The 25,822-nt window shown below is 72.9% G+C and carries 24 protein-coding genes; 12 read left to right on the forward strand and 12 right to left on the reverse strand.

What is annotated here, in order from left to right; translation table 11 throughout:
* The first annotated feature begins 62 nt into the window (after positions 1–62).
* Entirely contained in the window at positions 63–1,451 is a 1,389-nt protein-coding gene (locus HS041_RS16510; protein WP_196441562.1) for a metallopeptidase domain-containing protein, read from the forward strand.
* Positions 1,452–1,470: 19 nt separating this feature from the next.
* On the opposite strand, the gene HS041_RS16515 is transcribed toward HS041_RS16510, so the two are convergent.
* Positions 1,471–1,941: a MarR family winged helix-turn-helix transcriptional regulator gene (locus HS041_RS16515; RefSeq protein ID WP_196441563.1), complete on the reverse strand. Its 471-nt coding sequence runs from the start codon at positions 1,939–1,941 to the stop codon at positions 1,471–1,473.
* Between the two features lie 80 nt (positions 1,942–2,021).
* On the opposite strand from HS041_RS16515, the gene HS041_RS16520 reads away from it, so the two are divergent.
* Positions 2,022–2,468, forward strand: a complete 447-nt coding sequence (locus HS041_RS16520) for a DoxX family protein (RefSeq protein ID WP_196441564.1) — start codon at positions 2,022–2,024, stop codon at positions 2,466–2,468.
* Between the two features lie 24 nt (positions 2,469–2,492).
* On the opposite strand, the gene mmuM is transcribed toward HS041_RS16520, so the two are convergent.
* The 6 genes from mmuM to HS041_RS16550 form a co-directional block, all read right to left on the reverse strand.
* The gene (gene mmuM / locus HS041_RS16525; protein WP_196441565.1) at positions 2,493–3,356 is read right to left on the reverse strand and encodes a homocysteine S-methyltransferase; all 864 of its coding nucleotides are present in this window, start codon (positions 3,354–3,356) and stop codon (positions 2,493–2,495) included.
* 14 nt (positions 3,357–3,370) lie between these two features.
* Positions 3,371–5,632 carry an arylsulfatase gene (locus HS041_RS16530; RefSeq protein WP_196441566.1) on the reverse strand — a complete coding sequence of 754 codons (2,262 nt, stop codon included), beginning with the start codon at positions 5,630–5,632 and terminating at the stop codon, positions 3,371–3,373.
* Between the two features lie 217 nt (positions 5,633–5,849).
* Positions 5,850–7,478 (reverse strand): DUF885 domain-containing protein, encoded by a 1,629-nt coding sequence (locus HS041_RS16535; protein WP_196441567.1) that lies wholly within the window; start codon positions 7,476–7,478, stop codon positions 5,850–5,852.
* Between the two features lie 121 nt (positions 7,479–7,599).
* Positions 7,600–9,978 carry a VIT domain-containing protein gene (locus HS041_RS16540; protein ID WP_196441568.1) on the reverse strand — a complete coding sequence of 793 codons (2,379 nt, stop codon included), beginning with the start codon at positions 9,976–9,978 and terminating at the stop codon, positions 7,600–7,602.
* Positions 9,975–10,721: a MerR family transcriptional regulator gene (locus tag HS041_RS16545; RefSeq protein WP_196441569.1), complete on the reverse strand. Its 747-nt coding sequence runs from the start codon at positions 10,719–10,721 to the stop codon at positions 9,975–9,977. Before HS041_RS16545 ends, HS041_RS16540 begins: the two co-directional genes overlap by 4 nt.
* A 32-nt stretch (positions 10,722–10,753) precedes the next feature.
* Positions 10,754–11,356 (reverse strand): TetR/AcrR family transcriptional regulator, encoded by a 603-nt coding sequence (locus HS041_RS16550; RefSeq protein ID WP_196441570.1) that lies wholly within the window; start codon positions 11,354–11,356, stop codon positions 10,754–10,756.
* Between the two features lie 82 nt (positions 11,357–11,438).
* Between HS041_RS16550 and HS041_RS16555 the strand changes: the two genes are divergently transcribed.
* Positions 11,439–12,299 carry an SDR family oxidoreductase gene (locus HS041_RS16555; RefSeq protein ID WP_196441571.1) on the forward strand — a complete coding sequence of 287 codons (861 nt, stop codon included), beginning with the start codon at positions 11,439–11,441 and terminating at the stop codon, positions 12,297–12,299.
* On the opposite strand, the gene HS041_RS16560 is transcribed toward HS041_RS16555, so the two are convergent.
* Entirely contained in the window at positions 12,296–13,303 is a 1,008-nt protein-coding gene (locus HS041_RS16560) for an AraC family transcriptional regulator (RefSeq protein WP_196441572.1), read from the reverse strand. The genes HS041_RS16555 and HS041_RS16560 overlap by 4 nt on opposite strands.
* Positions 13,304–13,443: 140 nt before the next feature.
* Here HS041_RS16560 and HS041_RS16565 point away from each other — a divergent pair, with 140 nt between their 5' ends.
* The 3 genes from HS041_RS16565 (at position 13,444) to HS041_RS16575 (ending at position 15,403) form a co-directional block, all read left to right on the forward strand.
* Positions 13,444–13,857: a DUF4345 domain-containing protein gene (locus HS041_RS16565; RefSeq protein WP_196441573.1), complete on the forward strand. Its 414-nt coding sequence runs from the start codon at positions 13,444–13,446 to the stop codon at positions 13,855–13,857.
* A gap of 180 nt (positions 13,858–14,037) precedes the next feature.
* Positions 14,038–14,685: an ArsR/SmtB family transcription factor gene (locus HS041_RS16570; RefSeq protein ID WP_196441574.1), complete on the forward strand. Its 648-nt coding sequence runs from the start codon at positions 14,038–14,040 to the stop codon at positions 14,683–14,685.
* Positions 14,675–15,403: an SRPBCC family protein gene (locus tag HS041_RS16575; RefSeq protein WP_196441575.1), complete on the forward strand. Its 729-nt coding sequence runs from the start codon at positions 14,675–14,677 to the stop codon at positions 15,401–15,403. Before HS041_RS16570 ends, HS041_RS16575 begins: the two co-directional genes overlap by 11 nt.
* Before the next feature lie 20 nt (positions 15,404–15,423).
* Here HS041_RS16575 and HS041_RS16580 read toward each other — a convergent pair whose 3' ends face one another.
* Positions 15,424–15,759 (reverse strand): winged helix-turn-helix transcriptional regulator, encoded by a 336-nt coding sequence (locus HS041_RS16580; RefSeq protein WP_196441576.1) that lies wholly within the window; start codon positions 15,757–15,759, stop codon positions 15,424–15,426.
* Positions 15,760–15,920: 161 nt separating this feature from the next.
* On the opposite strand from HS041_RS16580, the gene HS041_RS16585 reads away from it, so the two are divergent.
* The 3 genes from HS041_RS16585 (at position 15,921) to HS041_RS16595 (ending at position 19,096) form a co-directional block, all read left to right on the forward strand.
* A complete protein-coding gene (locus HS041_RS16585; RefSeq protein ID WP_196441577.1) occupies positions 15,921–16,814 on the forward strand; it encodes an NAD(P)-dependent oxidoreductase in 894 nt (297 codons plus the stop codon).
* Between the two features lie 64 nt (positions 16,815–16,878).
* On the forward strand, positions 16,879–17,769 hold the full coding sequence (locus tag HS041_RS16590) for an NAD(P)-dependent oxidoreductase (RefSeq protein ID WP_196441578.1): 891 nt from the start codon (positions 16,879–16,881) through the stop codon (positions 17,767–17,769).
* Positions 17,770–17,941: 172 nt separating this feature from the next.
* Positions 17,942–19,096, forward strand: coding sequence for an alkaline phosphatase PhoX (locus HS041_RS16595; RefSeq protein ID WP_196441579.1), 1,155 nt, complete (start codon positions 17,942–17,944; stop codon positions 19,094–19,096).
* A 33-nt stretch (positions 19,097–19,129) separates the two neighbouring features.
* Here HS041_RS16595 and HS041_RS16600 read toward each other — a convergent pair whose 3' ends face one another.
* A complete protein-coding gene (locus tag HS041_RS16600) occupies positions 19,130–20,884 on the reverse strand; it encodes a glycoside hydrolase family 3 protein (protein ID WP_196441580.1) in 1,755 nt (584 codons plus the stop codon).
* A gap of 35 nt (positions 20,885–20,919) precedes the next feature.
* A complete protein-coding gene (locus HS041_RS16605) occupies positions 20,920–21,063 on the reverse strand; it encodes a hypothetical protein (RefSeq protein WP_196441581.1) in 144 nt (47 codons plus the stop codon).
* Between the two features lie 272 nt (positions 21,064–21,335).
* Here HS041_RS16605 and HS041_RS40050 point away from each other — a divergent pair, with 272 nt between their 5' ends.
* Together HS041_RS40050 and surE are read left to right on the forward strand one after the other, a co-directional pair.
* Positions 21,336–22,634: a TetR/AcrR family transcriptional regulator gene (locus tag HS041_RS40050; protein ID WP_196441582.1), complete on the forward strand. Its 1,299-nt coding sequence runs from the start codon at positions 21,336–21,338 to the stop codon at positions 22,632–22,634.
* 121 nt (positions 22,635–22,755) lie between these two features.
* The gene (gene surE, locus HS041_RS16615) at positions 22,756–23,682 is read left to right on the forward strand and encodes a 5'/3'-nucleotidase SurE (RefSeq protein WP_196441583.1); all 927 of its coding nucleotides are present in this window, start codon (positions 22,756–22,758) and stop codon (positions 23,680–23,682) included.
* Positions 23,683–23,739: 57 nt separating this feature from the next.
* On the opposite strand, the gene HS041_RS16620 is transcribed toward surE, so the two are convergent.
* Positions 23,740–24,651 carry a bifunctional helix-turn-helix transcriptional regulator/GNAT family N-acetyltransferase gene (locus tag HS041_RS16620; protein ID WP_196441584.1) on the reverse strand — a complete coding sequence of 304 codons (912 nt, stop codon included), beginning with the start codon at positions 24,649–24,651 and terminating at the stop codon, positions 23,740–23,742.
* A 148-nt stretch (positions 24,652–24,799) separates the two neighbouring features.
* On the opposite strand from HS041_RS16620, the gene HS041_RS16625 reads away from it, so the two are divergent.
* Positions 24,800–25,747, forward strand: a complete 948-nt coding sequence (locus HS041_RS16625) for a lactonase family protein (protein ID WP_230879335.1) — start codon at positions 24,800–24,802, stop codon at positions 25,745–25,747.
* The last annotated feature ends 75 nt before the right edge of the window (positions 25,748–25,822 follow it).

Below are 25,822 nucleotides of genomic sequence, written 5' to 3' on the forward strand. Positions count from 1 at the left end.
GGTTTTTCCTCGTTATGGTGCCGGTGTCCGCCCCGAGCCCGTTCTCCGAGGAGAAACCCCGTATGAAGCGTCGCGTGTCCGCCGGCTGGATCCCCCCCGCGGTCGCGGCCCTGGCGGTGCTGCCGCTGGCCGTACTGTCCTCACCCGCCCAGGCCGCGCCGGAGGTCCGCGACACCGCCGTGGTCCTGGTCGACTTCCAGGACAAGCGCCATCCCGACGCCGCCGCGGCGACCGCCAAGGCGAAAGAGGTCTTCTTCGGCTCCGGGACCTCCGTGGCCGCCTATTTCAAGAAGGCCTCGCAGGACCGGGTCGCCTTCTCCGGGCAGGTGCTCGGTCCGTGGAAGCTCGACATGCCCGCGGGCTGCGACACGAACCGGATGCGGCTCAAGGTCGACGAGCAGATGAAGGCGCGCGGCATCGACCGGACCCGGTTCGAGCACGTCTCGATCATCATGCCCTCCGGCGGCTGCGGCTGGGCCGGGCTCGCCACGGTGGGCGGCGGGACGAGCTGGATGCCCGACGGCTACAGCGCCGCCGGCACCATCCACGAGATCGGCCACAACCTCGGGCTCAGCCACGAGGGCACCTCGGTGTGCGCCGAGGGCACGCTCTCCGGCTGCGCGCCGGCCGGCTACCGGGGCAAGACCTCGGTGATGGGCGGAGGCGGGCCGGGCGTCGGTCTGTCCGCACCGGCTCTCGTCAAGCTGAGGTGGCACACCGCAGCCGAGCGGGTCGTCCCCACCGCCTCCGGCACCTACACCCTGCCCCCGCTGTACGGCCCCGGCCGACGCTTCCTGGACATCCCGCTGACCGACACCCAGAACGGCGACCGGCTGGTGGTGGAGTACCGCAGGAGGGGCCTCGGCCCGGAGGCCGACGTCGCCGAGGGCGTCATCGTCTACCTCGTCCCCAAGGGGGACCACAAGAAGGCGATCCAGATCGACACCACTCCCGCCACCACCGCCAAGGGCAGCACGCCGCTGGCCGTGGGCAGGACCATCAAGGACCGGGGCATCACGCTGACCGTGCTGTCGCAGTCCGCGGCGGGCGCGCAGGTCTCGCTCCTGCTGCCCGGCAGCACCCCGGCCCCGACCGCGAAGCCGACCGCGACCGCGAAGCCGACTGCGAAGCCGACCGCGACCGCTCCCACTACGGTCCCCACCCCTCCCGGCGGCGGCGACGGCCTGTCGGCGATCAGCGCGGGCGTCGGTGTCCGGCCGAGCACCGCGGCCCGCGGGCAGAGCGTCACCGTGACCGCGGTCTGCTCCGGCAGCGGGGTCACCAGTGTCGTCTCGACCGCGTTCGCCACCCGCCGGAACCTCCCGCCGGTCCCGACCGTCGCCTGGCACCCGGTGATCGCCGTCTCCGCCATGGCGCGTCCCGGCGAGCACCACGTCTACGTCCACTGCGCCGGAGGCTCCGTCGCCCGCACCTCCGTCACGGTCGGCTGACCCTCCTCCGGCCGCCTCGTCAGGGGGTGCGCGTCCCCGCGCGGGCCGCCGTCTCCACGCGGTTCATGACGCGGATCACGGTCTCGAGCTCGTCGGGGGTCAGCAGGTCGATCAGCAACTCGCGGACGACGGTGACGTGACCGGGCGCGGTGCGTTCCAGGCACTCCGTCCCCCGGTCGGTGAGCACGGCCAGGACGCCGCGGTCGTCGGAGGGGCAGGTGGCCCGCTCCACCAGCCCCATCTTCTCCAACTGGCCGATCTGGTAGGTGAGCCCGCTCTTGGAGACCACGACGCCATGGGCCAGCTCGGTCATCCGCAGCCGGCGGTCGGGAGCGGCGGAGAGCCTGGCCAGGATCTCGTACTGGGCATGGGTCAGGCCCGCGTCGGCCTTCAGCTGCTCCTCGACACGTCGCTCCAGCAGGTGGGACGCGGTCAGGTAGGCCGTCCATGCGGCCATCTCAAGGTCGTCGAGCCAGCGCGTTCCCGTCACGCGGCCAGTCTACCGGTTGTTTGAATTTGAACTATCTGGCATGGTGGAGTTGTTCAAATTCGAACATATCGGGAGGCGTCATGTTCAACCAGGTACGACTCGACCAGGCGAGGTCCGTGGCGGTGCTGCTCGGCAGGGTCGCCATCGGAGTGATCTTCTTCGTGCACGGCTGGGCGAAGTTCACCGGCGGGCTGGCCGGGACGACGGCGTTCTTCGAGCAGATCGGCGTCCCGCTGGCCGGGGTGGCCGCACCCGCGGTGGCGGTCCTGGAGGTCGTCGGAGGGATCGCCCTCGTCCTGGGTGCCGCGCTGCCGGTCTTCGGCGTCCTGCTCGCCCTCGACATGCTCGGCGCGATCGTGTTCGTGCACGCCGCCAACGGGTTCATGGCGGACAAGGGCGGCTACGAGTTCGTCCTCGCCCTGGCCGCGGCGAGCCTGATGATCGCTTTCAGCGGCGGCGGAACCCTGGCGGTCGACGGCCTCTGGCAGCGCCGCCCGGGCAGCCGGAGCGTCACGACCTCCGTCTAGCCGGCCCCCGGCTGCGCGCAGCGCTCACCCTCCGTAGACGTGCCCGCAGATCTGGCGGATGTGCTCGGGGGTGGTGCGGCAGCAGCCGCCGATGAAGGCCGAGCCCGCCGCGTGCCATCCGGCCGCCGCCGCGCCGAACTCGACCGGGTCGGCCAGGCCGGTCCAGCGGCGCTTCTCCGGGTCCCAGGTCTCCCCGGAGTTGGGATAGACCATCACCGGCTTGTCCTTGATCTGGCCGATCAGGCTGGGGATGTGGCGAGGCGCGGTGCAGTTGACGCCGACCGCGAGCACTCGCGGATGGCCGGAGAACAGCTCGGCGGCCTGCCGCAGCGGGGTGCCGTCGCTGATGTGCTCGCCGTCGCGGCAGGAGAAGCTGATCCAGGCCCGCACACCCGGCGTCTCGGCGAGCAGGCGCTTCAGCGCGCGGGCCTCGGCGTAGGACGGGACGGTCTCGCACGCCAGGAAGTCGGCGCCGGCGGAGGCCAGGATGTTCCAGCGGTCCCGGTGCCAGGCGACCAGGCCGTCCTCGTCGAGGTCGTAGTCGCCGGTGTACTCGGCGCCGTTGGCGAGATACGCCCCGTAGGGCCCGACGCTGGCGGCGACCGCGCCCTGCCCGTGGACGTCTCTGGCCTCGGTGGCCAGCCGCACCGAGAGCCGGATCAGCTCCTCGGCCTCCGCCGGGGACAGCCCTCTGCGAAGGAACGCCGGGATGCTCGCCTGGTAACTCGCCGTGGTCGCCACCTGGGCCCCGGCCGCGAAGTAGTCCAGATGCGCCTGGCGGATCATCGAGGCGTTCTCCACCAGGACTTTCGCCGACCACAGCTCGTCACGAAGGTCCGCGCCGAGCGCCTCCAGGTGGGTCGCCAGCCCACCGTCGAGAATCACCATCTCGCCACTGTACGTCACTCGTAGCGCAGGCCGATCTCACGGACGATCTCCAGGAAGTTCTGCCCGGCGTCGGGCGCGAAGGGGCCGGGTGTGTAGGTGACGGCGGCCAGCGCACCGGTGAAGGGGAAGGGCCCGTAGACCTCGTAGAGGTCCCAGGAGACGGGGGAGCGGCGGTCGATCCCGATGTCGATCCCCTCGAACGGGGACATCGCGGCGAGCATGGGCAGTCCCGTCGCGGACGCCCGCTCCCGCCCGTCGGCCAGCACCGTGACGTCCCAGAGCCAGCCGCCGGGCGCACCCACCTCCACCCGCGCGGTCCGCTCCGGTACGGCTCCCGCCCGCAGCTCGTGCATCACTCCGTAGGCGTTGAGCGCGAAGACCAGCTCCCCGTCCGCCACGTACAGGACGTAGCCGCCGCCCTGGTCGCCGTGGGCCACCAGCACGCCCTCGCCGGGTTCGGCGATCTCCGCCTCGATCGTGAAGGAGCGCCACTGGACGAGCTGGAGCGAGCGCCACCGCTCCAGGGTGTGCAGGTCCGGCGTGAGCCGTACCGGACCGGAGTCGGCGTGCCACGGCGGGCGGAGCAGGTAGCGCAGGCGCGAGCCCTCGTCCAGCGGATAGACCCGGTTCTCCCTGGCCGCCTTCTCCCAGGCGGCGGCGAGCTCGGCGACCAGCTCGGGACGGCCGGCCGCCAGGTCGTCGAGCTGGACGCGGTCGGCGCGCTGGTCGTACAGCTCCCACTCGTGGTCACCGAACGGGGTCAGCGGCCGGTGCCGGGTGACCACCTCCCAGCCGTCGCGGTAGAAACCGCGGTTCCCGCCGAGTTCGAAGTACTGCTCGGTGTGGCCGTGCGCGGCCGCCGCCTCGCGCAGCGGGACCTCCAGGGAGACCCCGGTCCGGGGCAGACCCTCGGCGGCCTCGACGCGCGTGAGGTCGAGCAGGGTGGGCAGCAGGTCGGTGACGAAGGCCCACTGGTCGCGCAGGCCAGGAGGGTACGGCCCGGCGGGCCAGGACAGCAGCAGCGGCACCGAGTGCCCGCCCGCATGAGTATTGATCTTGTAGAGCCGGAACGGCGTGTTGGAGACGGCCGCCCAGCCGCGCGGGTAGTGCGGCAGCGTCCGGGGCCCGCCGACCAGGTCGATCCTGGCCAGATCGGCGGCGAGGTCCTCACGGTCGTGCCCGCTGTTCTTCGACAGCAGCGTGCGGAAGTACTGCGTGGTGCCGCGCTCCTCGCCCTCCCGGGATCCGCCGTTGTCGGAGGTGAAGACGAAGACCGTGTCCTCCAGCTCGCCGAGTTCGGCGAGGACGGCGCGGAGCCGTCCCACGCTCGCGTCGATGCCGGTGATCATCGCCGCGTAGACCTCCATGTAGCGGGCGAAGAGCCGCCGCTCGTCACCGCCGAGGGAGTCCCAGGCCGGCACGTCGTCGCCGGGTTCGGCGTCGCGCGGCGGCAGGGGGGTGCCCTCCGGGAGCAGGCCCAGCTCGATCTGACGGCGGTGCCTGCGCTCGCGGATCACGTCCCAGCCCGCGTCGTAGGCTCCCCGGTGTGCGGCGATGTCCGCGGCCTTCGCCTGCAGCGGCGCGTGCGCGGCGCCGTGCGCGAAGTACAGGAAGAACGGCCGGTCCGGGGCCGACGCCCGGAGCTGCCGGATCATGGCGGTGGCCCGGTCGGTGAGGTCGTCGGTCAGGTAGTAGCCGTCGGGGTAGCGGTCCACCTCGACCGTGTGGTTGTCCTCCACCAGCCGGTGCGGGTGGTGGAAGTTGGTGAAGGCCTCCAGGAAGCCGTAGAAGCGGTCGAAGCCGCGCTGCAGCGGCCAGGCGTGCCGGGGCCCGGCGTCCGACATGTCGGAGTCCTTGGTGAGGTGCCACTTGCCGACCGCGAACGTGGCCCACCCCGCGTCCCGGAAGATCTCCGCTGCGGTGAGCGCGTCGCGGGAGATCTCCCCGGTGTAGCCGGGGAAACCGGGGTCGGAGTTGGAGACGTGGCCGACCCCGGTCAGATGCGGGTTCACCCCGGTCAGCAGCGCCGCCCTGGTCGGCGAGCACATGGGCGTGACGTGGAAGTTCGTCCACTGCACGCCCTGGCCGGCGAGCGCGTCCAGGTGGGGGGTGGGGATCTCCGAGCCGTAGCAGCCCAGATCGGAGAAGCCCACGTCGTCGGCGAGCACGATGACGATGTTGGGCTTCCCCGCCGCCGACGCCCGCGGCGGCCACCACGGCTCCGACCCGGCGAACGTCCGGCCCACCCGCCCCGGGAACCCCTCGTACTCGATCATGCGGCGGATTATAGATACTCGCCGTGACGAGATCGAGATCATCATTGGTGATGACCGGCGCATGAGACGCGTGACCGCCGTGCCGGTGGTGCGTGCCTGCTGAGCTCGGCGGCTCCCGGCGGGGCCGTCCACGCGTCTCCCGGATCCGGCTCCCTCGACTGAGCGGGGTCATGCGGGGGAGAACGTCGTGTGACCTGCTTGCCGACCGCGCCGGGCGTCAGCCGATGCGGCGCAGGGCGTCGGCCAGGCCCGCCAGGCCGATCGGGCCCAGGTCCAGGGCGGCGGTGTGCCAGCGGCGCAGGTCGAAGCCCGAGCCCAGGCGCTGCCGGGCTTCCTCTCGGGCGGCCAGCCAGGCGCGCTCACCCAGCTTGTAGGACGGAGCCTGGCCGGGCCAGCCGAAGTAGCGGACCACCTCGGCACGGACCCGGTGCGGCTCGCACCGGCCGCGCTCGCGCAGCACCTCGCACGCCTTGTCGAAGGTCCACCTCGAGCCGTCGGGCAGCGGCAGGTCCAGGTGCACGCCGATGTCGATGACCACCCGGGCGGCCCGCAGCGCCGATCCGCCGAGCATGCCCAGGCGGGTGCCCGGCTCGGCGAACCAGCCCAGCTCGTCGGCGAGCCGCTCGGCGTACAGCGCCCAGCCCTCGCCGTGCCCGCTCACCCAGGAGTTCCTGCCGAACCGGGACAGGCCCTCCCCGGCCACCCGGGTCTGGCCGAGCTGCAGGTGGTGGCCGGGAACGCCCTCGTGGAAGACCGTGGTCAGCTCGTTCCAGGTGGTGAACCGCCGCTCCTCGCCCACCGGCCACCAGGTGCGGCCCGGCCGGGACAGGTCCTCGCTCGGCGAGGTGTAGTAGGCGGCGCCCGAGGTCGAGTCCAGGGCCAGGGTCACGTCCACCCGGCGCAGCGGCTCGGCGATGTCGAAGTGGGCGCCGTTCAGCCGCTCGATCGCCTCGTCGTGGCGGTCCTGCAGCCAGCCCCGGTAGGCGTCCAGGCCCTCGACGTACCGGGTCTCGTCGAGGATCGCGGTCGCCTCCGCCACGGATGCGCCGGGCCGTACCCGGTCCGCCTCGGCGGCCAGCTCCGCCTCGATCCTGGCCAGTTCCTCCCAGCCCCACCGGTAGGCGTCCGCCAGGTCGATGTCGGCTCCCAGGTTCAGCCGGGAGTTGACCGCGTAGCGCTCCGCCCCGGCCGCGTCGATCTCACCGGCCCGGGGAGCGTACTCCTCACGCAGGTAGCGGGCGGCTGCGGCATAGGCCGCATGGGCCGCGGCGGCGCCCTCCTCCAGCGCCGCCCGTGCCGGGCCGTCCCCGTAGGAGTCGAGCAGGCTCTCGTGGGTGGTGCCCGAGGAGAAGAGCTCCATCTGGACCGCCAGCTCCAGCGCTTGGCGGCGGGCCGCGGACAGGCCGCGCGCGAGGCCCTCCTCCAGGCTCGCCCGCCAGCCGTCCAGCATCTCCGGCATGCCCGCCAGCCGCGCCGCCACGTTCCGCCAGTCGTCCTCGCTCTCGCGCGGCAGCAGATCCACGCTGTCCCGCAGGCCGGTGAGGAGCCCGAACGGCGCCTGCACCGCGCGCAGCGGCTCGCCGATCTCGTGCCAGGCGCGCCCGGCCTCCAGCCGCTCCCTCAGGTGCGCCGCGGCCCGCACGTCCGCCTCGCCCTCCGGTTCCAGGGCGGCAAGCCTGCCCAGGGTCTCGCAGATCAGGGCGGCCCGGGCGGCGTGCCCGTCCGGGCTGTAGTCGGAGGTCGCGGCGAACTCGACGTCGACCCCGTCCGCCGCGGCGCTGACCGGGTCGAGAGCGGCGGAGCGGGTGACGTACTCGTCGCAGAGGTTGAAGATCGGGCTCGTCATCCCGGCACCATAACCCACCCGCTACCCCTGCGATCCGGCAGGTCAGCCCGTGTCGACCTGCCGGATCGCAGGGCCCGTCACGGCGCCGGCGGCCATCCGCGCCCGGCCGCCGGGCCCGGGGTCACCGCTTCCAGAAGGGGCCTCGCTTCCGCCGCCCCTGCGCGCTGAGGGTCTCCAGGGTGTGCACGGCCAGCCGCCACAGCGTGTCCACGTCCGCCGCGGGCTCGCGCAGGTCCTTGGCCAGGGACTCCAGCTCGGCGTGCCCGCCGTGGAGCGCGGCCAGCGCGGCCAGGCGATCGCCGAGGTCGGCCAGGTAGCGGAGCCGGTCGGCGGTCCGCAGGGAGGCCGCGGCGCGCAGGTTCAGGAGCTCCTCGGCCAGCCGCGAGCGGAACGCGTCCAGCGGCTCCTCCTCCGGCGCGTAGTCCTTCTCCCTGCGCTCCTTCGTGGCCGGCCTCTCCTGCTCCATCCAGTCGAAGGCCTCGGTCCCGCCGGGCTGCGGCGCGCCGCCGAAGGCGGCTCCGGGCGCGGCCATCCGGGGCATGCCCGCAGGTGCGGCCGGGGGCATGGCGGCCGGCGCGGCGGCCATCATGTTCATCACCATCGGGGCGGCCGCGACGGGCGGGGCCACCCATCCGCTCGGGAACTCCACCGGCTGGACCACCTTGTGCTCCGGGCCGCCCTCGGCGACCACCCGGGTGTCGACCGCGACGAACGCGGTGAACCGGCAGAGCACGCCGTACCGCAGGGAGGTCGCGACGATCTCCTCCTCCAGGGAGTGGTCCCCGGCGGCGTAGCGGTCCTCCAGATCCCGCAGCCGGGCCCGCGCCCAGATCGACCGCACGGCGGGGTTGCCGACGCGGGTCCCGGCGGTCCTGCGCTCCCACGGTTGCCCGGCGGCGTCCAGCCCGTGCAGCACCACGGCTCCGGGGGTTCCCGCGGTCGCCGGGGCGTCCGCCCGGTAGCGGCCGTGGACGGCCAGCGGGACGCCCGGGTAGATCGCGCCGAGATGCCCGGCGGCGCCGGGGAGCAGGTCGAGCCCGTCGCCCTTGAGCGACAGGTCGGTGACCAGGGGGGAACCGATCCTGCGGTGGATGTGCTCCATCGCCTCGTCCAGCCGGTCCTCCGACTCCACCAGCTCGCACCGGCCCTTGCCGAACCCGGTCAGCCGGCTCAGGAAGCCGGCGTTGACCGCCCGGTCGATGCCGACCGTGTGCACCCGCACCCCGACCAGGTCGGTGCCGATCCCTTCGAGGATCTGGTCCTCGTTGCCGACCTGCCCGTCGGTGACCAGGACCAGGACCCGGTCCCTGGACCGGTCGCGCAGCAGCGCGACGGCCTGCCGCAGCGGCTGGAGCATCTCGGTGCCGCCGCGCGCCTCCAGCCGGGCGAGGTACTCCACCGCCCGGTAGCGGTTGCGGTCGGAGGCCTCCACGAGGGCCGTGCCGCCCTCGCCGAGCCGGTCGGGACCCTCCACCACGGTGTCGAAGGAGAGCACGGCGAACCGGTCGCCGCCGGTCAGCGTGTCGACGATGCGGGCGGCGGCACGCCGGGCGGCGACCATCTTCCAGCCGGTCATGCTGCCCGATCGGTCGAGCACCAGCACGACGTCCTTGGGGGCGGCGGCGGGCGGCGCCTGCGGCGGGACGACGGTCAGCGCGAACGTGCCCTCTTCCCCCTCGGCTGCGGGGTCCTCGGCGTCGGGGACCAGCGCGAGGGAGCCGGAGGCGTCGAACGACAGGCGCAGGATGAAGTCGCGGTCCAGCCGCTCACCCGGCTGGAGCCGTACGGTGCCGCCCTCCTGCACGACCGTGTGCAGGCTGGAGCGGATCTCGCGCAGCTCCAGGCCGGCGGCGTCGATCGTGGCCGAAAGCGACAGCCGTACCGGGTTGGGGAATCCCGGCAGCAGCACGGGAGGGGTGATGCGGGAGGCGTCGGGGACCGCGTCGGTGTCGGGGGCCCACCCGCCGCCGGCCTGCTCGCCGTCGAGCGGGGTGCCGGGGATGTAGCGGGGGGCGACGACCAGGGGGAAGCGGAAGGTCGCCGCGCCGTCCTCGTAGGGGAGGGGCTGGTCGAGGGTGAGGTGTACGGTGACCCGCTCGCCCGGCACGATGTTGCCGACCCTGATGGTGAAGACGTCGGGCCGGTCCTCCTCGGCGATCGCGGCGCGCTTTCCCTCGGAGACGGCCTGATCGTAGTCCGCCCTGGCCTGGCCGCGCTCCTTCAGCACGCCCTCGACGACCCGGCCGTCGGCCTCCATCCGGAAGGCCGTCACGGCGGCCCGGTCGGGCAGCGGGAAGATGTAGGTCGCCTCCAGCGAGACGTCGAAGGGGTTGCGGAAGCCCTGCGCGACCTGGACACGGGCGATCACGCCGGAGATGTCGGCGTCGACGTCCACGCTCTCCAGGGGCAGGTTGCCGCGTTCGGTGACGAGCGCGCCCAGCCCGGCGTCGGGGACCGGCTCGCACTCGTCCGGCCGGAGCGGGGTGATCGAGGTGATCATTGGTGGTTTCCTTCCGGGAGGGCGAGCTCGCGCTCGCGGAGGACCGCGACCAGCGCGCGGGAGGCGGCGGCGATCGCGGCGAGGTCGTCGGAGGACGGGACGCGGCCCGCGTCGCCGAGCAGGAGCGTCACACCGGGCGCGAGCCGTACGGCGGGCAGGCAGACGGCGGACGGGGAGAGCGAGGAGGGAACGGCGGGGGAGGCGGTCGTCTCCGGCGGGGCCGGCTCGGCGGGAAGGGCGGGCCGCGCGGGTCCGGCCGGCGCCGCCGGGACGGGTGGCGCGCCGGGGGGTGCGGGGCCGGTCGGCGCGGCGGAGGCGGTGGGGGCGGCGGAGGCGGCGGCCCAGAAACGCGGGCGCGCGGGCGCGGCCGCACCGGGCCCCCCGCCCTCCGGCCCCCCGCCCTCCCGCCCGGCGTCTCCCGGCCCGGTCCGGTCGCCACCGACGGGGAGCCGGGCGATCGCCTCCAGGGTCCGGTCGGTGGCTCCGGCCAGCTCGGCCTGGATCTCGGCGATGCTCCTGCCGTCCGCCTGGCGGCGCTTGACGGCGACGAGCTGGAGCAGGTGCCGCCTGCCGTACAGGGCGATCCGCCCGCGACGGGCCAGGGGCGGGTCCAGCAGGCCGATCGTGGCGTACCACCGGACGAGGCGCTCGTTGGGCACGTCCCTGACCCGGCCGTTGAACTGCCCGGCCGGGGCGAGGACGGCGGAGGCCCGCTCCACCAGTTCGCCGATCGTCCATTCCATGAGTCCAGAATTACACTGTAATCGTGACAGTGTCAACGATGGGCGGCGCCGTCGCCGGGCAGCGTGTCGAGCCAGCGGGTGAGGCGGGCCCCCTCGCGAGTCATGATCTCCGGGTCGCGCAGGGCGTTGGCCAGCAGCGACATGCCCTGGTAGGCGCCCACCAGTGTGATCGCGAGGTCGCCGGGGCCGGGCAGTCCCAGCTCGCGGAACTGGCATTCCACCCAGTCCAGCAGCAGCCGGATGGTCTTGCCCGCTTCCACGTCGATGCCCCCCTCGGCGCGTTTGTCGAGTTCGACGGCCAGGGTGCCGGTGGGGCAGCCGTAACGGGCGGCGACGTCGCGCTGGCCGACCCACGCGCCGACCAGGCCCTTGAGGCGTTCGAGCGGATCGGGGAGCTCGTCGAGCTCGCCGGTGAGTTCCGCCAGGTGCCTGGAGTGCTCGGCCAGGGCGGCCTGGACCAGTTCGTCCTTGGTCTTGAAGTAGTAGTACACGTTTCCGACGGGAACGTCGGCGGCGTGGGCGATGTCGGCGATGGTGGTGCGCTCCACTCCCTGCCGGTGCAGGACCTGGGCGGCGGCGGCCATCAGCCGCCGCCGCTTGTCGGTTCCCGCCCGTGACTTTTTCAAGTTAGCCATCTCACTGACTATAGACATGCGGCCCGCAGGCCGTGCTAGGGTCCTTCTAAGTCAGCCAACTAACTAAAACAAGGGGATCGACATGATCGTGGTAACGGGTGCGACCGGAAACGTCGGGCGGACGCTGGTGCGGCTGCTCGTGGAGGCAGGTGAGCCGGTGACCGCCGTATCCCGGAAGATCACCGAGGCCGACGTGCCGCAGGGGGTGCGGGTGACGGCCGCCGACCTGGGCGACCCGGCGAGCCTGCGGTCCGCCTTCGACGGCGCCGACGCGTTGTTCCTGCTGATCTCGGGCGACTTCGTGGCCGCCGCCGACGATCCGGGCGGCGCCGTCGCCGGCGTCCTCGACGACGCGAAGGCCGCCGGAGCCGGACGGGTCGTGCTGCTCTCCTCCCAGGGAGTCGTGACCCGGCCGCACTCGTCCTCCCACGGCGACACGGGACGGGGCATCGAGGACGCCGTCCGGCGGTCGGGCATGGACTGGACGATCCTGCGGCCCGGCGGCTTCAACTCCAACACCTATGCCTGGGCCGAATCCGTCCGCTCCGGGCGGACCGTCGCCGCGCCGTTCGGCGACGTCGGGCTGCCGTTCATCGACCCGGCCGACATCGCCGAGGTCGCCGCGGTGGTCCTGCGCGAGCAGGGCCACACCGGCCAGGTGTACGAGCTGACCGGGCCCGCCCTCACCACGCCCCGGCAGCGGGCGGAGGCGATCGGTGAGGCGCTCGGTGAGCCGGTCCGGTTCGTCGAGCAGACCCGTGACGAGGCGCGCGGGCAGATGCTGCAGTTCATGCCCGCGCCCGTGGTCGAGACCACCCTGGCCATCATCGGCGAGCCCACCCCCGCCGAGCAGCGCGTCAGCCCCCACGTCGAGCAGGTCCTCGGCCGCGCACCCCGCGCCTTCGCCGACTGGGCCCGGAGCAACGCCGCCGCCTTCCGTTAGGACCGGCGACCGCAGTTCTGGAGACGGCCCGCCGACCCCGCCGGAGCGGCCGGTCCGGCGGCTTGGCGGACGTCCCCCGGTGGCATGCCGAAAGCCCGTTTGAACGCCCTGCAGAACGCCGCCTCGGACTGGTAGCCGAACCGGCGGGCGACGGCCGAGAGCGGCTCCGGCGTCTGCCGGAGATGCGCGTGCGCCAGGTGCATGCGCCACCGGGCGAGGTAGCGCATGGCGGGTTCGCCGACCAGGCCGGTGAACCGCGCCGAGAAGGCGGAGCGCGACATACCGGCCTCGCGCGCGAGCGCGGCGACGGTCCACTCCCGTTCGGGCGCGCGGTGGATCGACGTGAGCGCCCGTCCCACCTGCTCGTCGCGGAGGGCGGCCAGCCAGCCCCGGTTCGCCTCGGGCGCCGAGTCGAGCCAGGAGCGGATCGCCTGGATGACGAGGATGTCGGCGAGCCGGGTGATGACGGTCTCCCCGCCCGGCCGCAGCGCCAGGGCCTCGCGTGAGATGAAGCGCAGCGTGCTGTGCAGCCAGCCGGCGTCGTCGTCCCAGGCGTCGATCTGCAGGACCTGGGGAAGCTGCGCGACGAGCCGCTGGGCCACCACGTGGTCGAAGCGGACCACGCCGTAGGTGACGTGCGCGGGGTCCCCGCCGCCGCCGTGGCGCATGATCTCGTATCGCTCGCTGATCTGCTCCACCGGTATCCCGAAGAGCGGTTCGGTGCCCGCCTGCGGGCTGCTCCGCAGGCGGTGCGGGGTGCCGTGCGGGATCAGCGTGAGGCTGCCCTGCCGGAGCAGGCGCGGCCCGGCCCCGTCGACCTCGAGCCAGCAGTGACCCGCGGTGACGACCTGGAACGTCATGAGCCCGTCGAGCGCCGGCACGTCGATCCCCCACGGTGCGGTGAGCTCGGCCCGGCAGTAGAGGGTGCCGGTGAGCCGGAGCAGGTGCAGGGCCTCGCCGAGGAGGTCGGCCGGGGGAGGGAAGGCGCGGGCGGCACTCGGCATAGGCGTCATCGTGTCACCGCGCCCGGCCGGGCGTCCATGGAATCGGACGAACGGCAAAAAGGGCTGGACTCCTGATCATTGTTTGTCCATGCCTGCCATTCCAGGGTGGATTTCCCAGTCAATGTGAGGAATGGAGAGAAATGCAGGACTCGAAAGTGCTGAAATCCGTGCTGCTCGTCGCCGGTCTCGTCGCGGTCGGGATCGGCGGGGCGATCCTGTTCGCGCCCGCCGCCTTCCACGGGGTCAACGGCATCGAGCTCGGCGGCGACAGCAATCTGCTCAGTGAGATGCGGGCGCCGGGCGGCATGCTGCTGGCGATCGGCGCACTGGTCGTGCTCGGAGCGTTCGTCTCGCGGCTGGCGTTCACCGCCGCGGTCGTCGGCGCTCTGAGCTTTCTTTCCTACGCGTCGTCCCGCGTCCTCGGCATCGCGGTGGACGGAATGCCGGCGGGCGGGCTCGTGCTGGCGACCGTTCTGGAGGCGGTCATCGGACTGGCGTGCGTCTCCGTCCTCCTCCGGTACCGCCACGACGGCGTGAGGACGGGCTCGCACTGAGCCGCCGCCGCACCGGCGAGGCCGAGGACGCTCTCGTGGCGGAGGGTTGCCGAAGTTGATCGCGAGGCTCCCTCCGGCCCCGGAGGGAGGCCGCGGCGGGGGCGGGGCGCGGGGTCTCCGCCCGGCAGCCGTACCCGCCGGTTAATTGACAGATTAATTTTTCCAATGTTCCATGGCGGTGTGGCCGCAACCGAGATGACGCTCATGGACGAGCCCGACCGCCTGCGCCTGGCGCTCACCCCGATCCGCAGGCGGCTGCTGGCCCGGCTGCGCGAGCCCGGTTCCGCCGTCCAGCTCGCCGCCGAGCTCGACCTGCCCCGCCAGCGGGTGAACTACCACTTCAAGGCGCTGGAGCAGGCCGGGCTGATCGAGCTGGTGGAGGAGCGCCCACGGCGCGGTTTCACCGAACGCGTCATGCGCGCCACCGCCAACGCCTTCTTCGTCGACCCCGGCGTGCTCGCCCCACCCGGCGGGACCGGCCAGGACGGGGGGGACGGCGGGGACGGGAGCGGGATCGACGGCGGGTTCCACCGCATCGCCGACCGGTACGCCGCCGAACACCTCGTCGAGGCGGCCGCCGGAACGGTGCGCGAGGTCACCCGCATGGCCGACGCCGCCGACCGGCGGGGCGTCCGGCTGCTGACGTTCACTCTCGAGGCCGAGGTGCGCTTCGGCGCCCCGGACGACGTGCACCGCTTCACTGACGAGCTCGCCGAGGCGGTCGCGCGGGTCGCGGCCCGGTTCGACACCCCCGGCGGGCGGCCGTACCGCCTCGTCGCCGGAGGACACCCCACTCCCGGCGTTCAAGGAGCCGAAGATGACAGATGAGCCGTTCTCCGTCGAGGTGACCATCTCCGCTCCCGTCGGGGAGGTGTGGAACGCCCTGCGCGACCCCGAGCAGATCCGCCGCTGGCACGGGTGGCACTTCGACGGCCTGGACAAGGAGATCGAGGCCATCTACCGCCAGGACGTCGTCGAGTCGGCCGCCGAGCACCGGCTGGAGGTCCAGGGGGGTGACCGGTTCGAGCTGGCCGATCTCGGAGGCCGGACCCGGTTGCGGATCACCCGCGCCCCGCGCGGCGGCAACCCGGACTGGGACGCCTACTACGACGACATCAGCGAGGGCTGGGTCACCTTCGCCCACCAGCTCAGGTTCGCCCTGGAGCGGCACCCGGGCGCCGACCGGCGGACCGTCTTCCTCTCCGGCCGGGCGAGCACACCGGTGCTGCAGGCCGCCGGTCTCGCGGCCGTGGCCGGGCTGCCCGCGGGGAGCCCGTACGAGCTGGCGGCCCCCACCGGGGAGACGCTCACCGGCGAGGTCTGGTTCCGCTCGGCCCGCCAGCTCGGCCTCACCGTCGACGGCTGGGGCGACGGCCTGCTGGTCGCGGCGCAGAACCCCGTCTCGCCCGCCGCGCCGGGCGGCGCCGCGATGATGGTGCTCACCGCCTACGGCCTCGGAAACGAGGAGTTCGCCGCGCTGGAGGCGCGCTGGAACGCCTGGTGGGAGCGGCACTTCCCGGCGGAGCCCGACGGGCAGGCCGGGTAGCCGGGCCGGCGGGCGGGGGCTCAGCCGCGGGGAAGCGCCTCGATGGTCTCCATGTGCTTCTCGCCCCACTCGCCGAGGGGGACGAGCGCGGTGTTGAGCGAGTGGCCGAACTCGGTCAGCGAGTACTCCACCTTCGGCGGGACCTGGTGGTAGACCTCCCGGTGCACGAGGCCGTAGGACTCCATCTCGCGGAGCTGCTGGATCAGCATCTTCTCGCTGACACCCGAGACCGCCCGCCGCAGCTCGCCGAACCGGAGGGGCTCGTGGTGGAGCGCCCACAGGATCAGGGCCTTCCACTTGCCGCCCACGACGTCGACCGCGGCGTCGAGGCCGCAGCTGTAGGTCCGCTTCTTCATCGCGCCCTCCATGCTTACAAAAAGGTGAGTACCTGAAAAAATAGTAGGTACTTGAGGAAAGTTCAGCACGGCACCAGCATCGGAACGCACCCGGCGACCGCGGCCTGATCCGGAGCGGGGTGCTCACGACGCGGGACGGACCGATTCTGAACGGAGCATGCATGACCGACGACAACCGCACACCGGTGACGGTCATCGGACTGGGCGCGATGGGGAGGGCGCTGGCCGGGGCGTTCCTCGACAACGGCCACCCCACGACGGTGTGGAACCGTACGGCGGGCAGAGCCGGAGAGCTCGCCGCCCGGGGGGCGGCGGTGGCCGCCACCCCCGGCGAGGCGATCACCGCGAGCCCGGTCGTGGTGGTCTGCGTGCTGGACTACGACGCCGTGCACGAGGTGCTCGACCCGGTGGCCGGCTTTCTGGCCGGCCGGACCCTGGTGAACCTCACCAACGGCACGCCCGGACAGGCGCGCAGGACGGCCGGATGGGCGGCCGGGCACGGTGCGCACTACCTGGACGGCGGCATCATGGCGGTTCCCCCGATGATCGGGGGAACCGGGGCGTTCATCCTCTACAGCGGATCGGCTGAGGCCTTCGGCGCGCACGAGCGGACCCTCGGCGTCCTGGGCTCGGCCATGAACCTGGGAGAGGACACCGGCCTCGCGTCGCTGTACGACGTTGCGCTGCTCAGCGCGATGTACGGGATGTTCGGCGGGTTCCTCCACGCCGCCGCGCTGCTCGGCTCGGAGGGGATCCCGGTCTCCTCGTTTACGCCGTTGCTGGTCTCGTGGCTGCACGCCATGACCGGGAGCCTGCCCGAGATGGCGAAGGCGGTCGACTCGGGCGACCACCCGGCCACCGGGTCGAACCTGGGGATGCAGGCGGCGGCCTACGTCAACCTGCTGGAGGCCAGCCGGGACCAGGGCGTCGGCACCGAACTGGTGGAGCCCATGAGGGCCCTGCTCGACAGGGGCGTCGCCGCGGGTCACGGCGGTGACGGCCTCGCCAGCCTGGTCGGGCTGCTGCGCGCGGAGCCGGTGAAGCTCCATGGCTGAAGCGTTCACGACCGGCACAGGCACGACCGGCACAGGCACGACCAGGATCGAAACGGAGCAGACGATGGATCACGGCGACCGCGCACCGGTGGCGGTCCTGGGCCTGGGCCCGATGGGCCGGGCGTTGGCCGGGGCGTTCCTCGACAACGGCCACCCCACGACGGTGTGGAACCGAACGGCGGCCAGGGCGGACGCCCTCGTCGCCCGGGGCGCCGTGCGTGCGGACACGGTCGCCGAAGCGGCCGGGGCGAGCCCGCTGGTGATCGCCTGCGTGATCGACTACGACGCCGTGCAGGAGATCGTCGCTCCCGCGGCCGGCGCGCTGAAGGGCCGGACCCTGGTGAACCTCACGGCCGACTCGCCCCGCCGCGCCCGCACGATGGCCGCGTGGGCCGGCGAGCACGGCATCGACTACCTCGACGGCGCGATCATGTCTCCCACCGCGACCATCGGGGGGCCGTCGGCCGTCGTCCTCTACAGCGGGCCGGAGGAGGTCTACCGGACCCACCGGCCGGCGCTGGCGAGCCTGGGCGGCACCGCCGTGCACCTCGGCACCGACCCCGGGCGGGCGGCGGCGCACGACGTGGCGCTGCTCGACCTGTTCTGGACCTCCATGAGCGGCCTGGTCCACGCCTTCGCCCTGGCCGCCGCCGAGGGTGTCACCGCCCGCGAACTCGCCCCCTTCGCCCGGGGGATCGCCGACCTGCTGCCCCCCATCATCGACGGGTTCGCCGACGGGATCGACGCCGGGCGCCATCCCGGGGACGACTCCACCATCCGGTCGGCCCTGGCGGGGATGGAGCACATCGTGCACACCGCGGGCTCCCACGGCATCGACACCGGCGTGCTGAGCGCCGCCGCGGCCGTCGCCCGGCGGGCCGTCGAGGAGGGCCACGGGGACGACGGCTTCTCACGCCTGGCCGAGACGCTGAGGGGAGCGGTGCCGAGGGGGTGAGGAGGGCCGGCCGAGCCGCGGGAACCGCCGTGCGGGTCTGCGCCCTAACCTCCGCGCCGTCCGGAGGAAACGTTTGCTCTCGGGTTTGCGGAAAGTTTGAGTGAGGAGAATACAGCCGTTCATATGTATTCGATCTACTTTCCGCCTACCGTGAAGGCAACGAGGAGGCGCCATGCTTCGCCGTACGTTGTTGCGCACCGGAGGGCTGACCGCCGGGGCGGTGTTCACCGGTTCGCTCTGGCAGGAGGCCGCCTGCGTCACCCCTTCCGGCGCGGCGAGTCCGTACCGCTCGTCCGGGAGCCCCTACGGCCCGCCCGGCCCGCCCGACGCCAACGGTCTCGCACTGCCGCCGGGGTTCACCGGCAGGATCGTGGCCCGCACCGGCCGCAGGGTCGGCGGGACGCTCTGGCACCCGGCGCCCGACGGGGGAGCGTGCTTCGCCGACGGCGACGGCTGGATCTACGTGTCGAACTCCGAGATCCCGCTGCTCGGCGGGGCCTCGGCGATCAGGTTCGGTCCCGGCGGTGAGATCCGCGGCGCCTACCGCATCCTGTCGGGCACCAACCTCAACTGCGCCGGCGGGCGCACTCCCTGGGACACCTGGCTGTCGTGCGAGGAGATCCTGCGCGGCCGGGTCTTCGAGTGCGACCCGTACGGCGAGCGCGCCGCGATGCCGCGCCTGGCCATGGGCCGCTTCAAGCACGAGGCCGCCGCCTGCGACCCCGACAGGAAGGCCGTCTACCTGACCGAGGACGAGGCCGACGGCTGCTTCTACCGCTTCCTGCCCACGGTGTGGGGCGACCTCACGGCCGGGCGGCTGGAGGTGCTCTGCACGGACTCAGGCACCGGGCCGGTGACCTGGGAGCGGGTGCCCAACCCGGCGGCGCCGCTGATCCCGACCCGGCATCAGGTGCGGCAGGCCAAGCACTTCTCCGGCGGCGAGGGCTGCCACTACGACGGCGGCGTCTGCTTCTTCACCACCAAGGGCGACAACCGGGTGTGGGCCTACGACGCCGAGAACGAGCGCCTGGAGATCGTCTACGATGCGGACTCCCCCCTGACCGGGGTGGACAACATCACCGGCACCTCCGGCGGCGACCTCTACGTCGCCGAGGACGGCGGCAACATGGAGATCAACCTGATCACCCCGGACCGCGTGGTCACCCCGTTCCTGCGGGTCGACGGCCATCCCAAGTCGGAGATCACCGGTCCCGCCTTCTCCCCGGACGGCACCCGCCTGTACTTCTCCTCCCAGCGCGGCGCCCGCGGTGACGCCGCCGGGACCGACGGCGTCACCTACGAGGTCACCGGCCCGTTCCGCCGCTGACCGGGCGGGTGCCCGCCCCGGGCGGAGGGCTCCTCAGATCGCGATGTCCAGCCCGTGGCCGAGCGGGAACAGCGGGTCCCGGGTGTCGCCGGGCACGTCGGGACGGCTGCGCCGGACCTCTTCCATCGACCGGGGCAGCTCGAACGGCAGCCGCCCCCGGGGTGCGGCCCGGCCGAAGACGACGTCGAGTACGGCCCGGTCGTCCGCGCCGTACTCGCCGATGAGCGCGGCGGCGCGTGCGGCGATCTCCGGGATGACCGCGGGCCGCTCCAGGCGGATCACCACCACGGTGGGCACCGCCTCCAGCACGGCGAGGACCTCCTCGAGCCGCTCGTCGTCGAAGGCGAGCGATCCGGCGCGGAAGAACGTCTCGAAGAAGCCGCCGGTGCGAGGCTCGTGGGGGGTGGGCAGGCGCAGCAGCGCCACGTCGGCGGCGGCCGGGTCTGCCACCGGCTCGGCGTACTCGGCGGCGACCGCCGCGTCGACGCCCTCGGCGTACAGGCGCGGGCGGCCCGGCAGCGGCAGCACGCCGTCCCCGGTCAGCACGGTCAGGCAACGGCGCTGCGCGCTCTCGCCCAGAGTCCGGAACTCCGCGCTCCCCACGATCTCCTCGGCCCGGTCCGGGTCGGCGAAGCGGTGCTCGAACAGGCCGAGCCGGAACTTCTCGCGCAGCAGCCGGCGGACCGAGGCGTCGATCCTGTCCTCGCCCACCAGCCCGCCGCGCACCAGCTCGACGATCAGCTCCGGGCAGGCCTCGCCGCCGAACTGGTCCGCCCCCGCCTCGATCGCCTTGAGCGCGCGCCCGGCCGGGGTGAGGTGCTCCACCCCCCAGGCCTTGGCCTCCAGGTGGTGGGGGCCGATGCGGGTGTCGTTGAGCAACTGCCAGTCGGTGCAGACGATGCCGTCGAAGCCGAGCTCCTCGCGGAGCAGGCCGGTGACGACCTGCTTGTTGAAGCCGAAGCCCACCTCCTCGTAGGCGGTGCCGACCGGCACGCCGTAGTACGGCATGATCTGCGTGGCCCCGGCGGCGATGGCGGCCCTGAACGGCGCCAGGTGGTAGTCGAAGTTGCCGCCCGGGTAGACCTGCTCCTTGCCGTAGGCGAAGTGCGGGTCCTCACCGTCTTTCTGCGGGCCGCCGCCGGGAAAGTGCTTGACCATGCAGGCCACGCTCTCCGCGCCGGACCCCGGCCCCCGCATGCCCTCCAGGTAGGCCGTCACCAGACGCGAGGTCAGCCCGGCGTCGGCACCGAAGGTGCCGCTGATACGCGACCACCGGGGCTCGGTGGCCAGGTCGATCTGCGGATGCAGCGCGACCCGGATGCCCACGGCCAGGTACTCCCGGCGCACCACGTCGGCGTAGCGGCGCACCAGGCCGGCGTCGCCGATCGCGGCCAGGCCCGTGGTCTCCGGCCACCGGGAGAACGCCCCGGCGAGCATCGCCGTACCGGGGTTGTCGGTGAAGGCGTGCCGGGGGTCGGTGGAGACGGTGACCGGGATGCCGAGCCGGGTCTCTGCCGCCATCTCCTGCAGGCGGTTGTGCCACTGCGCCATCTGCCGGGGGCCCGCGCCGCCCAGCAGGTTGAAGTGGCTCATCAGCCGGCCCTGCACCATCTCGGTGGTGGGCACGCCGCCGGGCTGGGCGGCCGGGTCCTCGACCGGGCTGCCGTCGGTGTTCATGGCCAGCATGGTGTGGAACATCAGGCCGGCCTTCTCCTGGAGCGTCATCCGCTCCAGCAGATCGGTGACCCGCTCCTCGACCGGCAGCGCCGGGTCCTGGTAGGGCGGCATTCTCCGGGGTTCCCCTTTTCTCGAGACAGAAGTGATCAGCAGAGGCCGGGCGGCGCCGGGGCGATGATCGGCACCAGTGACTGGGGCAGCGCGTTGGCGATGTTCAGCACGCCCATGTCCTTGGCCGACTCCTTGGCGTCCGGTGGCACCGCGGCGGCGAGGGCGAGGTCGACGGCCATGTACAGGCCCTCTCGGGGGGCAACCGAGCCGGTCGATCATGTAGTGCGCCTGGTAGCCGGCGAGCCTTCGCCACGGGCGCCTCCTCGAAAAGCAGGGGTGGAAGCTCGTCAGCGCGACGAGTGGGTCAACGGTACGTAAAAACTTATTGCTCAGTAAGTTTCTGGCAGGGTGATTCACATCACACCGGTGTCCTCGGTGAGCGCCCGGCGCGGCTCGCGCCGATCCCTTCTCCGGTACGGCCCCCGTCCCGGCCGGGTCCTAGGCTGTCCGGGTGAGCCCTCGCACGCCTTCGTCTCCGTCCGCCCCCGCCCGTTCCGGCCGCGGCGCCCGCGGGGGCTACACCGTCGGTGACGTGCGCAGGCGGCGCATCATCGAGGTCGCGATCAAGCACTTCGCCGACCGCGGCTACCACGCCGCCTCGCTGACCCGCATCGCCGAGGAGGTCGGCATCACCCAGCCGGGGGTGCTGCACCACTTCCGGACAAAGGAACAGCTGATGCTCGCGGTCCTGGAGCACCGCGACGCGCTCGCCGCCGAGCGCGAGTTCGCCGAGGAGCCGGGATCGGCGGCCGAGGCGCTGCGCGCGCTGGTGCGCCTGGCGGAGTTCAACACCTCCCAGCCCGGCCTGCTGCGGATGTTCACCACGCTCGCGGGGGAGGCGGCCGATCCCGCCCACCCGGCCCACGCCTACTTCACCGGCCGCTACGCCATGGTGCTCGGCCGGGTCGAAGAGTCCCTGCGCAAGGGGTCCGAGAGCGGAGAGCTGCGTGCCGGCATCGACCACGGCGCGATCGCCAGGGAGATCGCCGCCGTCATGGACGGCCTGCAGATCCAGTGGTGCCTGCGGCCCGACTCCGTGGACATGGTCGGGCAGTTCCGCGACTACGCCGACCGGCTGGTCCGGTCGGTCACGCCGGACGGCCGCGGCCTCGGCGAGCCGTCCGCCGGTCCCGCGCCCGCCGCGGTCCCGCCGGATCCGCCGGCGCCCGGCCCGCGCGCCGCGCAGGAGCGGTCGGGAAGCCGCCGGGCCGCCATCCTGCTGGCGGCGCTGGAGGTCTTCGCCGAGCGGGGGTTCCGCGGCGCGTCGCTGGCGGCCGTGGCCGAGCGGGCGGGCCTGTCCCAGCAGGGGCTGCTGCACTACTTCCCGAACAAGGAGCGCCTGCTCGTCGACATGCTCGACCTGCGCGAACGCATCGACTCGCTGCGCATGCTCGCCGAAACGGAGACGTCGCCGCGACTGGAGCACATCGTCCAGCTGGCCGAGTACAACGCCACCCGCCCCGGTGTGCTGCAGGCGTTCACCGTGCTGGCGGCCGAGAGCGTCACCGACGACCATCCGGCGCGCGACTACTTCGCGGAGCGCTACGCCAGGATGCGCGAGCTGGGTGAGAGGGCGCTGCGCGCGGAGCTGGGAGACGCCCTCCCCGGCGGACTGACTCCCGCCGAGGGCGCGGCCCTCCTGCTCGCCGTCCAGGACGGGGTCCAGCTGCAGTGGCTGCTGGACCCCGAGGCGGTCGGCCTCCCCTCGCTGGTGGGGGCCTTCGCCCGGCTGCTGAAGGCGCACTCATGACGTCCGGGCGTCCACCGAAGGGAATATAACGACTGCATAAAGACACCTACCACTTACTCGGTTCCATGGTTCATGCTCCCTCCGTGGCGAGCTCTCGCCGCAGACACCTCAGGAGCCCCCCATGAAACTGACCCGACGGCTGGCCGCCGTCCTCGCGGCCTCGTCCCTCCTCGTGCCCGCCCTCCCCCCGGCCGCGACCGGAGCCGCGGTCACGGCCGGAACCCCGGCGGCCGGAACCGGGGCGCGGCAGCCGCTGACCATCCTGCTGAGCAACGACGACGGCTACAGCGCTCCCGGCATCAAGGCCGTCTTCGACAAGCTCACCGCCGCCGGGCACGACGTCACCATCGTCGCCCCCGCCACGAACCAGAGCGGGGCGAGCGTCAAGCGCACCGTCGAGGAGGGCCACCAGGTCACCGCCCGGAAGGTCTCCGAGAAGGTCTGGGCCGTCACCGGCACCCCCGGCGACTCGGTGCTGTTCGGCCTGGGCCACGTCTTCGCCGGCCGCAAGGTCGATCTGGTGGTCTCCGGCACCAACTTCGGCCAGAACATCGGCGTCATCGTCAACAACTCGGGCACGGTCGGCGCGGCGGTCACCGCGATCGACCTGGGCGTGCCCGCCGTCGCGGTGAGCACCGAGTTCGACTTCACGAACACGCAGAACACGATCGCCAACATGCCCGCCACCGCCGACTTCACCGTCAGGCTCGTGGAACGGCTCCAGGACCGGGCCCGCGGCGGACGCCTGCTGCCCGAGCACACGGGGCTCAACGTCAACTACCCGACGCGCCCCGGCCTGGCCCCGCCGGCCGGCGTCGCGCTCACCCGGCAGACCCGCAAGGAGCTGTTCGCCCACGGTTACCGGCAGACCGCCCCGGACGCCTTCACCATGAAGGTCTCCTACCGGGCGGACACGGCCGGTGAGCCGGGCAGCGACCTCGCCGCCCTCGCCGTGGGCAAGATCAGCGTCACCCCGGTCGACGCCGACTGGAGCGCCGGCCCGGTCGCCTACGCCAGGACCGCCGCGCTCCTGACCGGGCTGCGGTGACGGGCGAGTCCGCCTTCCGGATTCCCTGACGGGCCGCCGGTCCCCGCCGGCGGCCCGTCACAGGTCCCGGGCCCAGATCTGCTCGGCGAAGTCCTCGCCCGGCTCCTCCTCGACCAGCTCGAAGCCCGCCGCCTGGTAGATCCGCCGGGCGGTGGTCAGCACGTCCCGGGTCCACAGCATGATCCGGCGGTAGCCGGCGTCCTTGGCGAAGCGCAGGCACTCGTCCACGAGCCGCCCGCCGATCCCCATGCCCCGGGCGGACGGCTCGACCAGCAGCAGCCGGAGCTGGGCCGTCTCGTCGTCCTTGCGCACGCAGAACACGCACCCGGCCCGCTCGCCGTCCGCCTCCGCGATCCATCCGGCCTCGCGCCGGGGGTCGTGGTGGTCGACGTAGTCGGCCATGATCCTGGCCACCAGGGCCTCGAAGTCCTGGCCCCAGCCGTACTCGGAGTTGTAGAGCACGCCGTGCCGGTGCACCACCCAGCCGAGGTCGCCCGCCCTGGGCGGCCTGATGACGTACGGATCGCGCCGGGGAGCCCGGCCGAGGACCTCCTGGATCGTCGCCATGCCCGCAACCAGCCGCCGCCGGTCCTCCTCGCTCACCTCGCCGAGCAGCCCGCGCACCTCCTCGGCCGAGCGCTCGTCGAGGATCTTGAATGTGGCCCGGCCCGCTCCGGTCAGCGCGATCACCTGCCGCCGGGCGTCGGCGGCCGACCGCTCACGGGTCACCAGTCCGTCGGCCTCGAAGCGGCCGAGGATGCGGCTGAGGTATCCGGCGTCGAGCCCCAGCAGCCGGCGCAGCTCTCCGGCCTCCAGCCGTCCGTGCCGGTCCAGCTCGAACAAGATCCTGCCCTCGGTCAGGGAGTAGGGCGTGCCGAGCATGCCCTGGTCGAGCAGGCCGATGACCCCGGTGTAGAAGCGGTTGAACGCGCGGACCTCCGCGATGTGACCGGTGATGCTCTCATCCATACTTGACACCATCAACGATTAGGTTGACCCAGTCAACAATTTCAGCGCGTCGGGGGATCGTCCGTTACCCGCCGGTAGGCGGTGCCCTGCCGGGAAGGACTGCGCTACCTTCGCAAACTGGCCGATAGGCCATGACGACGGGAGCATGATGGTGGGCCTTGCGTATATCGGTGGATACACCCCGGACACCGGCGGGTCCGGGACGGGCATCGTCCTAGTGGACCTGGAGAGCCTGGACCGGCTGGGGGAGACACCGGCCCCGGGACCCTCCTTCCTCGCCCTCCATCCCAGGCGTGCGGTGCTCTACGCGGTGGGGGAGAGCGAGCACGGCACGGTGGAGGTCCTCTCCCGCGGTGAGAGCGGCGCCCTGCAACCGCTCGCCCGGCGCTCCAGTGAGGGCTCGTCGCCATGCCACCTCGCGGTGAACCCCGCCGGGACGCTGCTGGCCGTGGCCAACTACGGCGACGGCACGGTGAGCGTGCACGGGATCGACGAGGCGGGACTGCTGACCGGAGTGCGGGCCTTCCCGCACCGCGAGGGCGCCCACGCCCATCAGGCGACCTTCGGCCCCGACGGCGTGCTGTACGTGACCGACCTGGGCACCGACGAGGTCCGCCGCTTCGCGGTCCGCGGAGGCGAGGTGTCCGAACATCCCGACGGCCCGGTACGGCTGGCGTCCGGCATGGGACCCCGGCACATGGCATGGGCCGGCGGACACTGGTACGTGGCCGGGGAACTGGACGGCACGGTCCGCGCCTACGACGCCGCCTGGCGGGAGGTCGCCGCCGTGCCCGCCAGCGGCGCCGGTGGCAGGAACCACCCCTCCCACCTGGAGGTGCACGACGGTCGCGTCTACGTCGCCAACCGGGGTCCCGACACGATCTCGGTGTTCGAGGGGCCGGCCCTGGCGAGGGCGGCCGAGGTCCCCTGCGGCGGCCGGTGGCCGCGCCACTTCGCGATCGCCGGCGGCCGGATGCACGTCGCCAACCAGAACTCCGGCGACATCGCCGTCCTCCCGATCGAGGACGGGATCCCGCAGCCGGTCGGGCGGGTCCTCGCCACCGGCACGCCCTCCTGCGTGCTCCCGCTGCCGTGACCGTGCCGCTGTGACTGTGCCGCTGTGACCGTGCTGCCCTGGCGTGCCGTCCCGGCCGGCGCGGCCTCCCGCCGC

Source organism: Planomonospora sp. ID67723 (assembly GCF_015711605.1).
In the GTDB taxonomy this organism is placed as follows: domain Bacteria; phylum Actinomycetota; class Actinomycetes; order Streptosporangiales; family Streptosporangiaceae; genus Planomonospora_A.